The following is a 12655-nucleotide window of genomic DNA, read 5'->3' on the forward strand; positions in this document are numbered from 1 at the left end:
CAGGAGAATGTCATGACCAATGAACTCCATCCTGCTCTCACCCGCACCCTCGGTGTGGTCGGTGCCGGTGGCATCGGTTCCACCGTGTGTGCCGACTTCGTGCTGCACGGCTTCAAGGTCGTGCTCGTCGACCTCTCCGAGGAGCGGTTGACCGAGGCGCGCGAACGGATCGTCGAGGCCGCCCGGTTCGGCCCGATGCTGCGGCCGGAGCTGCCCCGGGTGCCGGAGGAGGACGCCGTAGCGGCCGTCGAGTTCACCACGGATCTGGAGCGACTGCGCGGCTGCGAGTTCGTGGTCGAGAACGTCAGCGAGATCTGGGAAGTGAAGCGGGACCTCTACCTGGAACTGGACCGGATCCTGCCGGCCGGGGTCGGGATCGGAGTGAACACGTCGAGCATTCCCATCGGCCGGCTCGCGGCCCTCACCTCGCGCCCCTCGCTCACGATCGGCATCCACTTCATGAATCCCGCGTACCTCAAGGACGCGGTCGAGATCATGCGAGGGGCGGAGACCTCGGACGAGTGCCTGGACTACGTCCGCGGCCTGCTCGCCGATCTGGGCAAGGAGGGGATCGTAGTGGGCGACTTCCCCGGGTTCGTGAGCAACCGGATCTCGCACCTCTTCTTCAACGAGGCCAGCCGCGTGGTCGAGGAGCACGGGGTCGAACCGGCCGTGGTGGACGCCGTGTTCAAGAAGTGCTTCGGGCACCGCATGGGGCCTCTGGAGACGGCCGACCTCATCGGCCTCGACACGGTGGCCCTGACCCTCGACCACCTACTGGAGAGCTACGGCGACGAGAAGTTCGTCTGCTCGGACCTGATGCGCGACCTGGTGAAGTCCGGTCGGCTCGGGCGCAAGACCGGCGGGGGCTTCTACTCCTACCCCGTGCGGCAACAGCACTGACAAGCGGACCTGACAAAGAGAGAGGCGGACTGTCATGAGCGGTTCTTCGCGTGCGGAAATCGAAGAGGTCGTCCTGTCCCACCTGGCGCAGTACGACGCGTCGGGGACCCCGGACCCGGACGAGGACCTGTTCGAGACGGGCCGGGTGAACTCCCTGTTCGCGGTCCAGCTCATCGGCTTCCTGGAGGGCCGCTTCCGCTTCAAGGTCACCGTGGTCGACCTGGAGCTGAAGAACTTCTCGACGGTGAACAAGATCGTGGAGTTCGTCATACGGAAGACGACGGCTTCGGTGACCTCTTGACGGCCACGGAGCGGAGCGACATGCAGCATCTGCTGTCCCCGGCCGAGGCGAACCGGCACCGGGAGTTGGTGGCGCTCATCGAGAGCGCCTGGGGAGACCGGGCCGCGGACTGGGAGCGGACCGGTGACTTTCCCGAGGAGGTCGTCCGGTGGTGCGCGGACCAGGGCCTACTGGGTGCGGCCCTGCCCGCGGAGTGGGGCGGCGGCGGGGTGAGCGCCCTGGAGACGGGCCTGATCCACGAGGCTCTGGGAGGTGTCAGCGCCTCTCTCGCCTCCCTGGTGAACGTCCACGGGATGGCGGCCCAGACCATCGCCAAGTGGGGTACCGAAGACCAATGGGCCGGGGTCATGCCCGCACTGGCCAAGGGGGAGCGGCTTGCCGCCGTCTGCATGACGGAACCCCAGGCCGGCAGTGACCTTTCTCTCCTCACCACCGAACTCGCCGAGCGCGATGGCCGGCTGGTGCTCAACGGGACCAAGGTGTTCATCACCTTCGGCGCCGTCGCCGATGTCTTCCTCGTGTTCGCCCAGCGGGCCGGCCGGTCGGTTGCCTGTGTCGTGGAGCGCGGTACCCCCGGCCTGCGCACCGAGCCGATGGAGGACCTGCTCGGGCTGCGCGCGGCCCGGCTGGCCCGGGTCGAGTTCGAGGACTGCGAGGTGGCCCCCGAGAACGTCGTCGGACGGGACGGGTTCGGGATCAGCGTGCTCGCGCCCGTCGCTCTGGAGCACGGCCGGCACGCGGTGGCCTGGATGGCCGTGGGCATGCTCCGGGCCGTCTTCCAGGCCGGTGCCGCGTTCGCCGCTGAGCGACAGGCCTTCGGCCGCACACTGATCGAGCACGGGCAGATCCAGACCCTGATCACCCGGATGGGCACGGACCTCGAGGCCGCCAGACTGCTGTGCGTGGCCGCCTCCCGCAGTATGGACGCGGGTGATCCCGCCATGACGGACCGCGTCCTGATGGCCAAATACTTCGCCTGCCGGGCGCTGGAGGAGCACGCCTCCCAGACGGTCCAACTCCTCGGTTCCTCAGGCGTGCTGGGTGCCGGCATCGTCGCCCGTGCCTACCGGGACGCGAAGGTGCTCAACATCATCGAGGGCACCGGCCAGATCATCGAACGGATGCTCGCGCCCCGCCTGGTGCGGGCAGCCGCGCAAGGACGTGTGACGTGACCGCGTGGAGCGTCGCGCTCGATCCGGACCTGTGCGCGGCCTTGGACGCTGCCCCGGTGCCCCCGGCCGAGCTGGTGCCGGCGGTCGCCGCGGTGGCCCTGCACTACACCGCGTACGGGGAGCCGGTCCGGTTCGGCTTCGCGGCCTCCGACGGCCTGGCGCCTCGGGTGATCGCGACCGACGTGGACCCGGACGAGCCGTTCGCGGCGCTGGCCGCCCGGATCGCCGGGACCACCCGGTCCGCCGGGACAGGCGCGGACGGTCCGGCGGGTGGGCTGCCCGGGAACCTCGTGGTGCTCGGCTCCGGGGCCGGCATCGAGGGCGGTGCCGTCCGCCGGCTGACGCTGGACCTGTCGGAGGGCCGGCTGTCCGCGACCTCGGAGCCGGGCGTGGACGTGGAGCCCGGCATCTTTCCCGGGGTCTTCCTGACCTTGCTGCGGCAGGTGGCGGACGATCCGGGACGGACCGTCGGGTCCTGTGAGCTGCTGGCCGAGGACGCGGACCGGGTCCTCGGCGCCTTCAACGCCACCGATCGCGAGTTCCGCGACGACGTCACCTTGCACGGGATCTTCCGGGAGCAGGCCCGCAGGCATCCGGACCGGGTCGCGGTGAGCACCGACGGCGAGCGACTGACCTACCGGGACCTGGACGAGCGCACGGACCGGCTCGCCGGCGCGCTCCGCGCGCGCCTGGAGGGTGTTTCCGGGGGGATCGTCGCCGTGCTCGCGGAGCGCTCCCTGGAACTGCCCGTCGCCCTGCTCGGCATCCTGAAGGCGGGCTGCGCGTACCTGCCGCTGGACCCGCAGTCGCCGCCCCGGCGGCTCGCGGAGACCCTGGAACGCAGCGGCGCCGTGGCGGTGCTCGCCCAGCGTTCCCTCGTCGGCCTGGTCGAGGGTGCGCCGGTGGAGGTCCTCGCCCTCGACGACCCGCTGCTGTACGCGTCGGCGGCGGCGGCCGAGGAGTACGCCGGCCCGCGGGATCTGGCCTACGTCCTGTACACCTCGGGCTCGACGGGTCGTCCCAAGGGCGTGATGGTCGAGCACCGTTCGGTGGTGAACCGACTCGCCTGGATGCAGCGGAACCATCCCCTCGGCCCCGAGGACACGCTGCTCCAGAAGACCCCGGTGATCTTCGACGTGTCCGTGTGGGAGCTGTTCTGGTGGATGTTCACCGGCGCTCGGATGCACCTGCTCGCGCCCGGCATGGAACGCTTCCCGCTCGCGATCGTCGAGACGGTGGAGCGGGAACGGGTCACGGCCGTGCACTTCGTGCCGTCCATGCTGAACGTCTTCGTGGACCACGTGGCCGCGGCCGGTACGGCCGGAGCCCTGTCCTCGCTGCGGTGGGTCTTCTCCAGCGGGGAGAGCCTGCCCGCGCCGGTCGCGGACGCCTGTGACAAGACGCTCGGCGGCTCTGCCGGGCCGCGGCTGGTCAACCTGTACGGCCCCACGGAGACCACCGTGGACGTGACGGCCCACACCTGCCCGCCGGGCCCGGCTCCGGGCCGGATCCCGATCGGGCGCCCGATCGACAATACGCGCCTGTACGTGCTCCGGCACGGCCGGCCGATGCCCGTCGGTCTCTTCGGCACGCTGCACGTGGCCGGAGTACCGGTGGCCCGCGGCTACCTGGGGGACGAGCGGCTGACCGCGGAGCGGTTCGTGCCGGAGTACGGGCGGCCGACGGAGCGGATGTACGACACCGGCGACATCGTGCGGTGGCTTCCCTCCGGGGACATCGACTTCCTCGGCCGGGACGACCTCCAGATCAAGCTCCGGGGGATCCGGATCGATCTCCAGGAGATCGAGGACGTACTGCTGGAGGCGTCCGGCGTGGTCGAGTGCGCCGTCCGTCTGGAGACGCCCGGCCCCGGCCTCTCCCTGCTGCGCGCCGCTGTGGCGGGCGGGCCGGATCTGTCGGCGCCGGCGCTCCGTGCCCACCTCGGAGAACGCCTTCCCCCGTACATGGTCCCGTCCACGTTCGATCGCTTCGAGGGACTGCCGCGCACGGCGAGCGGAAAGATCGACCGACGCTCCCTCGCGGATCCGTCGGTCCGGGAACAAGGAGTACGGCTGTGACCGAACCGGGGACGACCCCGCGTATGGACTGGCTCTTGGAGCGGCTCGCGGGCTTCGGCGACCAGGAGGCCGTCATCGGCCCGGGCGGATCGGCCGACTACACGGACCTCGTGACCCGTGTCGAGCAGTGGCCGCGGGCGTGGCAGGGGACAGGAGTGCGGCCCGGTTCCGTCGTGGCCGTGATCGGCCACGCCCTGCCGGGGACCGTCGCGCTGATCCTCGCGCTGGCGCGGGCCGGATGCACGGTGGTGCCCATGTCCCCCCGGGACCCGGCGCCCGAGGCCCGCTCGCCCCGGTTCGCCACCGCCGAGGTGGAGACCGTGTTCGAGTTCACCGGCCCGGAGGAGTGGACCGCCACCGTCCTGCCCCGGCCGGAGGGCGAGGGCCACCCGCTGCTGCGCGGGCTGCGGGCCGAGGGCGAACCGGGTCTGGTGCTCTTCTCCTCGGGGAGCACCGGCGAGACCAAGGCGGCGGTGCTGTCGCTGCCGAGGCTCCTCGACCGGTTCCGCGTCGAAACGAGCCGGCCCTGGCGCACCCTCCAGTTCCTCGGGTTCGACCACATCGGCGGGGTGAACACCCTTTTCCACACCCTGTGCAACGGGGGGACCGCGGTCGTCGAGCCGCGGCGGACCGCCGAGGCGATCTGCCGGGCGGTGGAGGAACACCGGGTGGAACTGCTGCCCACCACGCCGACCTTCCTCAACATGCTCCTGATCTCGGGCGCACAGCGGGACCACGACCTGTCCTCGCTGCGGCTGATCACCTACGGGACGGAGCCCATGCGGGAAGTGACGCTGCAGCACCTCGCGCGCACCTTCCCCGACGTGCGGTTGAAGCAGACCTACGGCCTGACCGAGACCGGGATCCTGCCGACCCGCTCCGAGTCCTCGACCTCCTTGGGGATGCGGATCGGCGGGGACGGGTTCGAGACGAAGATCGTGGACGGGGTGCTGTGGGTGCGTTCGCCCGGCAGCATGCTCGGCTACCTCAACAGCGCCGATCCGTTCGAGGCCGACGGCTGGCTGAACACCGGGGACCTGGTGGAGGAGGGGGCCGACGGCTCGCTCCGGGTGATCGGACGACGCTCGAAGATCATCAACATCGGCGGCGAGAAGGTCTTCCCCGCGCGGGTCGAGAACGTCCTGCTCCAGGCCCCCAACGTGCGTGACGTGGTCGTCCACGGGCGGCCGAACGCCATCACGGGACAGGTCGTCGCCGCCCGTGTGGACCTCCTGGAGGACGAGGAGCCGCGCCTGATGACGAAGCGTCTGCGGCTCTTCTGCAAGGACCGGCTGGCTCCGCACGAGATCCCCGCTGTCTTCGTACGCGCCGAGGAACCCTTGCACGGAAGCCGCTTCAAGCGACAGGGATGGAACGCATGACCAGTGAGAACGCGGCCCTGGCCGATCGTCCGGTAGCGATTGTGAGCGGCGGCAGCCGCGGCCTCGGCCTGGCCTTCGTCCGCCACTTGCTGGACAGCGGCTACCGCGTGGCCACGTTCAGCCGCACGGAGACCGAGGAGCTCAAGGCCCTGCGGGACGTGCCCGAGTACGCGGACGCGCTCCACTGGAGCCCGATCGACGGTGGGGACGGGGACGAAGTCCAGCGGTTCGTCCGCGAGGTCGGGCGCGGCTTCGGCCGGGTGGACCTCCTGGTGAACAACGCGGCGATCGGACTGGAGGGGCTGCTCTCGCTCACCCGCCCCGCCGACATCGAGCGCTCGCTCCAGGTCAATCTGACGTTGCCGCTGCTGCTCACCCGGGCCTGTCTCAAGCCGATGCTCGCCGGGGGCGGCGGCTGCGTGGTCAATGTGTCCTCGATCAACGCCACACGCGGCCAGACCGGGGTGACCGTGTACAGCGCGGCCAAGGCCGCCCTCGACGGGCTGACGCGGAGCCTGGCCCGTGAGGTCGGGCCCGCCGGCGTCCGCGTGGTCGGGCTGGCGCCCGGCTACTTCGAGAGCGCGATGACCGAGAACATGCCGGCGGAGACGCGTCGCCGCATCACCCGGCGGACGCCGCTGGGGCGGCTCGGGACGATCGAGGACATGGTGGCCGTCTTCGCCTTCCTCGTCTCCGACGCCGCCCGGTTCGTCACGGGGCAGACGATCACGGTCGACGGCGGCTACACGTGCTGACGTCCCGGATGCCGTCCCGCCTTCCCCACCCCGCATCCACCCGTTCCGTAGGAGAGCAGTGAGCAGCAGAGAGATCATCAAGGCCGTCGTCCTGGACGTGGTCGAGGAGGTGTCCGGGCCGATCGAGGACATCGCCCCCGGCGACCTCCTGGTCGACGGACTCGGGCTGAGTTCGCTGCACCTCGCGCGGATCACCGCGGTGCTGGAACAGGAACTCGACCTCGACCCCTTCATCGAACTCGTCCCCATCACCGACGTCCGCACGGTGGGCGACCTGTACGACGCCTATGACCTGGCGGCGGCGGCCGGGACCGGTGACCTGGCTGCCGCCGCGACCGACGCCGCGAGCGGGCCCACCTGGGCCCCCGCCGCTGCCCCGGCGGCGGCCGGTGAGGACGCCGCCGCGGCTCGTCGTGAGGCCGCCCGGCGCGGCCGGGACCTGCGTGCTCAGGCGCGAGGCGGGGCATGAGCGACGGCACCGTCTCCCCGCACGAGGGGCGGATAGCCGTCATCGGCTTGGCCGGGCGCTTCCCAGGCGCGGCCGATGTCGGCGCCTTCTGGGAGAACGTCGCGGAGGGTCGCCCCGGCCTGCGGGACCTCACGGAGGACGACCTGCGCCGCGCGGGCGTGGACCCGCGCTGGACCGGCCACCCCGACTACGTCCGGACCGCCGCGGCCCTGGACGACGTGGACCGGTTCGACGCCGGCCTCTTCGGCATCTCCCCGCGCGAGGCCGAGCTGATGGACCCGCAGCACCGGCTCTTCCTGGAGACCTGCTGGGAGGCCCTGGAGCACGCCGGACGGCTGGACCCCCGGCCCGTCGGTGCCTCCGTGGGCGTGTTCGGCGGCGCCGGCGGCGTCCTCGCCGGCTATCTGCCGGAGGTGCTCGGGGCCGGCGGACGCTTCCTCGACCCCACGGCCTCCCTGGAACACCTCGGCAACGACAAGGACTTCCTCGCCACGCGGGTCTCCTACCGCCTCGGCCTGACAGGGCCGAGCCTCAGCGTCCAGACAGCCTGCTCCACCTCGCTGGTGGCGGTGCACCTGGCCTGTCAGAGCCTGCTCAACGGCGAGTGCGACACGGCCGTCGCGGGGGGCGTGACGGTGCGCGTGCCGTCCCACGCCGGCTACCTCGCCCACGAGGAGGGCATCCTCTCCCCGGACGGGCGCTGCCGCCCCTTCGACGCCGCCGCGCGCGGCACGGTCTTCGGCAGCGGCGTGGGCGCCGTGGTGCTCAAGCCGCTCGCCGACGCGCTGCGGGACCGCGACACCGTGTACGCCGTCATCCGGGGCACCGCCGTCAACAACGACGGTGGCGCCAAGACCAGTTACGGGGCGTCCAGTGTCGCGGGGCAGCTCGGCGCGATGCGCCAGGCGCTGCTGGTCGCTGACGTGGACCCCGGCACCATCGAGTACGTCGAGGCGCACGGCACCGGCACCCTGCTGGGTGACCCTCTGGAGATCACCGCGCTCTCCCGGGCCCTCGGCGAGGGCGACGGTCGCCTGGTCGGGTCCGTCAAGGCCCTCGTCGGCCACCTGGAGGCGGCGGCCGGTGTCGCCGGGCTGATCAAGACAGTGCTGGCACTGCACCACGGCGTCATCCCGCCCAACCCGTATCTGAACGAGCCCAACCCCCGGCTCAAGCTGGCGGCCCGCGGGTTCGACGTCAACATCGAGCCCGCGCGCTGGCGCGGCACGCCCCGCCGGGCGGCCGTCAACTCCCTCGGCATCGGTGGCACCAACGCCTTCGCCGTGCTGGAGCAGGCCCCCGAGACCGCCCCCGCCGACCCGGTGTCGCTGCCCCGGGAACTCGTCACCGTTTCGGCGGGGACCGCGGGCGCGCTGGCCGTTGCCGCCCGCCGCTGGATCGACCACCTGCGCGGGGCGGAGCCGGGTGACCTCGCCGACCTCGCTCACACGGCGCAGGTCGGCCGCCGGCGCCTGCCGCACCGGGTCGGCGTACTCGCCGAGTCCGTCACGGAGGCCGCCGATCAGCTGGAGGCCTGGCTCGACGGCAGCCCGCGGGCGAACACCGTGCACACGCACTCCGCCCGCCGGGCCGAGCCCGTCCTGCTCTTCTCCGGACAGGGCTCGCAGTACCCCGGCATGGGCGGGGAGCTGTACGCCGCGCACCCCGGCTTCCGGGCCTCGATCGACCGGCACGCCGACCTCTTCGAGCACCTGACCGGCGCCTCCCCGAGGACGGTGCTGTTCGACCGCGAACAGGGAGCGCCCCTGCTGGCCCGGGCGGACCTGCTCCAGCCCGCCACGTACCTGCTGCAGATCGCCCTGTACGAGCTGTGGAGCTCGTGGGGGATCAGGCCCGCGGCCGTGGCCGGGCACAGCCTCGGCGAGTACGCCGCCGCGTACGCCGCCGGTGTCCTCACCGCCGAGGACGGGCTGCGCCTGGTCGCCCGTCGGGGCCGCGTCATGGCCGACCTCGCCCCGGGCGGCGGGATGACCGCGGTGCGCTGCCCCGACCTCGACGCACTGGCGGAGCTGGTCGCCCCCTGGGCGCGGGAGCTGGCCGTCGCCGTGCGCAACACCCCGGACCAGGTGGTCCTCTCCGGCTCCCGGGCTGCCCTCGAAGCGGTGCGGGCCGAGTGCCGGGCCCGCCGCTGGCCCACGGTCGACCTGGCCGTCACCCACGCCTTCCATTCGCCGCTGGTGGCACCCGCGGCCGACGCCCTGCGCGAGGCCGCGGCCCGGATCGCACACGCCCCCGCCCGGCTGCCCTTCATCACCAACCTGACCGGCGCCGAGGCGGCCCCTGGTGCGGTCGAAGCGGAGTACTGGGCCAGCCAGCTCGTCTCCCCGGTGCGGTTCGACGCCTGCGTCGAGGAACTGCTCGGCCGGGACCTCACCCACTTCGTAGAGGTGGGCCCCGGCGCCGCGCTGACCGGTTTCGGGCGGGCCCGGCGAGCCGAGGGGACGGCGTGGCTGCCGAGCCTCGGCGCTCGCGAAGGCGACTGGACCGTGCTGCAGAAATCGCTGGCCGAACTGGACGCGGCCGGTGTCCCGATCGACTGGGACGCCTTCCACCAGCCGCTGCGCCGGCGTCGGATCGCGGCGCCCACGTACCCGTTCGCGGGCGAGCGCCATCGGATCGGGGCGGGCGGATCCCAGTCCCCCCGGATGGGGCTTCCCGCCCCCACCACGCGCCGCCCGGACACCGAGGCGGAGCTGCGTCGCGTACCGCTGCCCCGGTCGTCCCAGCGGCGCTGGGAGACCGAGCTGTCGGGGACCTCCCCGTTCTTCACCGACCACCTGCTGCTCGACAGGGTGGTGGTACCCGGCGCGTACCACACCGCGACCCTGCTGGAGGCGGCCTCGGACGGGGAACCGCTGCTGGTCGAGGACCTCGTCTTCCCCCGGGCCCTGGTCCTGGCCGACGAGCCGAGCGGCCTGCACCTCGTCTTCGACGAGACGGCCGACGGCGGCACCGCCGCCCGGGTCCTCGGCCTGCGGGCCGGGGCCTCCCCCCACCTCGACGGCTCCTGGACCACCCACGCCCAGGGTGTCCTGCGTCGCCCCACCGGCACCGGCACCGGCACCGGCTCCGTCACGGTACCGGCGCCGGCGGCCGCGGCCGGCCAGGCCCGGACGGTCGAGGGTGAGTCGGTCTACCGCGAACTCGCCCGACGCGGCTACGCGTTGGGCCCCTCCTTCCGGCTCGTGCGGGAGCTGAGGGTGGGCGGGGACGTCTTCGAGGCGGACCTCGCGCTGCCGGGACACCTGTCGCCCACCGGACGGCCGGCCCGGGCCGTGCTTCTCGACGTGTGCGTCCAGAGCCTCATCCTCACCTCCTTCCTCGGGCTCGACGGGCAGGAGATCGAGGGCCTGCTGCTGCCCTTCCGGGTGGAGCGCGCGCTCTTCCACCGGCCGGCCGAGGTGCCCGCGACCGCGCGGCTCCGGGCCGTTCTGCGGACCGCGCCCGAGCCCGGCGGGGACCTCCGTTCCGTCGCCGACGTGCGCGTCGAGGACGCGGAGGGCCGGCCGCTCATCGAACTGACCGGTCTGGAACTGCGGTTGGTCGGCCCCGAGCGACTGCTCGGCGCCGACGAGCCCGCCCCTGTCCACGCCCAGGTCTGGGAACCGCTCACCGGCACCCCGTCCGAGTCCGCCGGACCGGAGCGCTGGCTGGTCCTCGCCGACGCGGCGGGCGCCTGGCGGGCCGCTGCCGACGCCTTCGCGGACCGGGGCGCCTCCTCCGTGGTCGTACGGACGGGGGAGCGCTTCGAGCGGACCGGCGCCGCGGAGTTCGTCCTCGATCCTGCCGACCCCGACCAGCTCCGCGCCCTCCTGGCCGAGCTGGGCGACTCCGGCCGGACCATGGGGGTTCTGCACTGCCTGGCCCTCGACCTGGGGCCCGAGGAGTCGTCGCCGGCCTCGCCGCGCGGGCCGCTGGGCAGCCTTCCGGCCCTCGTCCGGGCCTGGGAACAGGCCGGGTGGGCAGCGCCCGCCACTCTCGCTCTCGTCACCGGCGGGGCCGTCGCGGCCCGGCCGGACGGTGAGGACGTCCGCCCCGCGCAGAGCATGCTCTGGGGCGCGGGCCGGTGCGCCGTGTTCGAACTGTCCGACTGCGACGTCCGGTTGTTCGACGCCGACCCCGCGGACCTGGCCGGCTCGCTGGGCCGGCTCCCCGAGGCGCTGTCCTTCCCGGCCGAACGGGCGCGGGAGACGGCCTTGCGGGCCGGGACCCTGTACGTCCCGCGGCTGCGGGCCGGGCGGCCGGACGGCCCGCAGCGGTTCGTGGCCGGCAGCGAGGGCTGCCACCTCGTCACCGGCGGGCTCGGCGCGCTGGGCCTGCGGACGGCCGAGTGGCTGGCCCGGTGCGGGGCACGGCATGTGGTGCTCACCGGCCGCACCGAGCCCGGGGAGCGGGCCCGAGAGGTCATCGCCCGCCTGGAGTCCTCGGGCGTCCGGGTGACCGTGGTCGCGGCGGATGTCTCGGACGAGGCGGAGACCATCGCGCTCGTCACCCGGCTGCACCAGGACCACGGTCCGCTGCGCGGGGTCGTGCACGCCGCCGGCGTGGTCGAGGACGCGGTCCTGTCCCGGCTGGACTGGGACTCCTTCGCCCGGGTGCTCGCTCCGAAGGTGGCCGGCGCCCGGAACCTGCACCGCGCCACCGCTGGGCTGGACCTGGACCACTTCGTCCTCTACTCCTCCACCGCGGCCCTGCTCGGCTCTCCCGGACAGGCCCATTACGCGGCGGGCAACAGCTTCCTCGACGGGCTGGCCCTTCACCGCCGGGCGCTCGGACTGCCCGCGCTGAGCGTCGGCTGGGGGCCGGTCACGGACGGGATGACCGCGCGACTGGATCCCCGGCACCGCGAACGGATGACCGCCAACGGCTTCACCCTGCTCGACCCCGAGGCCGTGTTCGTGGCCCTGGACCGGATCATGGGCGGGCCCCACGAGGCCCAGTACGGCGTCTTCGCGCTGGACTGGGGGACGTACCTGGAGAGGGTCGGCGACCGGATCCCCGGGAACCTCGGGGCGAACCGGGCGCCGGCGGGCGCGCGCTCCCGGGCCGCCGGCACAGCGCTCCAGGCGCTGCGCCGGGACTGGGGCGCGGCATCGGCGCAGCGCCGGGACGAGCTCGTCGCCGGCTACGTCGGCTCCGTGCTCGCCCAGCGGGTCGGAGTGGACGAGGCCGGCTTCGACCGGGACGTGCCACTGACCTCTCTGGGCCTCGACTCGATGATCGCGATCGAGACACGCAGCCAGATCAGGGCGGACCTCTCCGTGGACCTGCCGCTGACCGATCTGCTCCAGGACGAGTCGGCCCGCGGGCTCGCCGCGGTCCTGGCGGCCCGGCTCACCGAGAACAGTGAGACCACCGCGGACACCGCGAACGGCGTGGACCTCGGGCCGGCCGGCGGCCGGGCAGCCGAAGCCGCCACTGACGCCCCGGGTGCGCGGACCGAACCGTCCGTCGCCGGCGGCGAGCCGCTTTCTTCCGCACGCGCGGAGGAGTTGCTCACCTCCCTGCACCTGCTGGACGACGCCGAGATCCAGGCGCTCGAAAAACTGCTCGCGGCGGAGCAGGAGGGATGAC

The 12655-nt window shown here is 73.0% G+C and carries 8 protein-coding genes; all 8 read left to right on the forward strand.

The features are described from left to right. The first annotated feature begins 12 nt into the window (after nt 1-12). The 8 genes from AB0D94_RS09005 to AB0D94_RS09040 are packed head-to-tail and all read left to right on the forward strand — an operon-like array spanning nt 13 to nt 12654. Nucleotides 13-903, forward strand: a complete 891-nt coding sequence (locus AB0D94_RS09005) for a 3-hydroxyacyl-CoA dehydrogenase family protein (protein ID WP_362047862.1) — start codon at nt 13-15, stop codon at nt 901-903. A 34-nt stretch (nt 904-937) separates the two neighbouring features. Next, nucleotides 938-1204, forward strand: coding sequence for a phosphopantetheine-binding protein (locus AB0D94_RS09010; RefSeq protein WP_362047865.1), 267 nt, complete (start codon nt 938-940; stop codon nt 1202-1204). Between the two features lie 20 nt (nt 1205-1224). Beyond that, the gene (locus tag AB0D94_RS09015; RefSeq protein WP_362047868.1) at nt 1225-2376 is read left to right on the forward strand and encodes an acyl-CoA dehydrogenase family protein; all 1152 of its coding nucleotides are present in this window, start codon (nt 1225-1227) and stop codon (nt 2374-2376) included. After that, nucleotides 2373-4454, forward strand: a complete 2082-nt coding sequence (locus AB0D94_RS09020) for an amino acid adenylation domain-containing protein (protein WP_362047871.1) — start codon at nt 2373-2375, stop codon at nt 4452-4454. Before AB0D94_RS09015 ends, AB0D94_RS09020 begins: the two co-directional genes overlap by 4 nt. Further along, complete coding sequence (locus tag AB0D94_RS09025) at nt 4451-5836, forward strand: fatty acid--CoA ligase family protein (protein WP_362047874.1); 1386 nt, start codon at nt 4451-4453, stop codon at nt 5834-5836. Before AB0D94_RS09020 ends, AB0D94_RS09025 begins: the two co-directional genes overlap by 4 nt. Beyond that, nucleotides 5833-6591, forward strand: a complete 759-nt coding sequence (locus AB0D94_RS09030; RefSeq protein WP_362047877.1) for an SDR family oxidoreductase — start codon at nt 5833-5835, stop codon at nt 6589-6591. Before AB0D94_RS09025 ends, AB0D94_RS09030 begins: the two co-directional genes overlap by 4 nt. Before the next feature lie 58 nt (nt 6592-6649). Further along, nucleotides 6650-7060, forward strand: a complete 411-nt coding sequence (locus AB0D94_RS09035; RefSeq protein WP_362047880.1) for a phosphopantetheine-binding protein — start codon at nt 6650-6652, stop codon at nt 7058-7060. Beyond that, the gene (locus AB0D94_RS09040) at nt 7057-12654 is read left to right on the forward strand and encodes a type I polyketide synthase (protein ID WP_362047883.1); all 5598 of its coding nucleotides are present in this window, start codon (nt 7057-7059) and stop codon (nt 12652-12654) included. Before AB0D94_RS09035 ends, AB0D94_RS09040 begins: the two co-directional genes overlap by 4 nt. The last annotated feature ends 1 nt before the right edge of the window (nt 12655 follow it).

It is taken from the genome of Streptomyces sp. NPDC048255, from assembly GCF_040652415.1.
In the GTDB taxonomy this organism is placed as follows: Bacteria; Actinomycetota; Actinomycetes; order Streptomycetales; family Streptomycetaceae; genus Streptomyces.

Coding starts and splice junctions, on each gene's coding strand:
- AB0D94_RS09015 (WP_362047868.1), top strand. CDS start 1,225: ATGCAGCATCTGCTGTCCCCGGCCGAGGCGAACCGGCACCGGGAGTTG.
- AB0D94_RS09030 (WP_362047877.1), top strand. CDS start 5,833: ATGACCAGTGAGAACGCGGCCCTGGCCGATCGTCCGGTAGCGATTGTG.
- AB0D94_RS09040 (WP_362047883.1), top strand. CDS start 7,057: ATGAGCGACGGCACCGTCTCCCCGCACGAGGGGCGGATAGCCGTCATC.
- AB0D94_RS09005 (WP_362047862.1), top strand. CDS start 13: ATGACCAATGAACTCCATCCTGCTCTCACCCGCACCCTCGGTGTGGTC.
- AB0D94_RS09010 (WP_362047865.1), top strand. CDS start 938: ATGAGCGGTTCTTCGCGTGCGGAAATCGAAGAGGTCGTCCTGTCCCAC.